Origin of the sequence: Achromobacter sp. GbtcB20, from assembly GCF_019091095.1 — a bacterium.
GTDB classification, from domain to species: Bacteria; Pseudomonadota; Gammaproteobacteria; order Burkholderiales; family Burkholderiaceae_B; genus Achromobacter; species Achromobacter mucicolens.
This window is the reverse complement of sequence record NZ_JAGXJZ010001005.1, coordinates 1-228: the sequence shown is the minus strand read 5'-3', so window position 1 is coordinate 228 and position 228 is coordinate 1. Positions and strand designations below refer to the sequence as shown.

Sequence of the window (228 nt, the reverse complement as noted above, 5' to 3'; positions counted from 1 at the left end):
GGCCTTGGCGGAGCCGGCGAAGGCGCGCTGCATCAGGTCTTTCAGGAGGTTGGTCTGCAGGGAATCCTGGGGCTGGGCCGGCGCGTAGACGTGGGAACGTTCGCTCTCGTCGCGGATCAGGATGCCCTTGCCGTGCATGATCTGCATCAGACGCAGGACGGTGGCGTAGGTGACGTCGGGACGGTTCTTTTGCATCGCCTCGTGCACCTGGCGCGCGGTGGCCGCGCC

The 228-nt window shown here is 67.1% G+C and carries 1 protein-coding gene; it reads right to left on the bottom strand.

Annotated features, from left to right (window positions below; all coding sequences use genetic code 11):
* On the bottom strand, nt 1–228 hold a 228-nt coding region (locus KVT32_RS32010; protein WP_217619628.1), incomplete at both ends, for a BlaI/MecI/CopY family transcriptional regulator.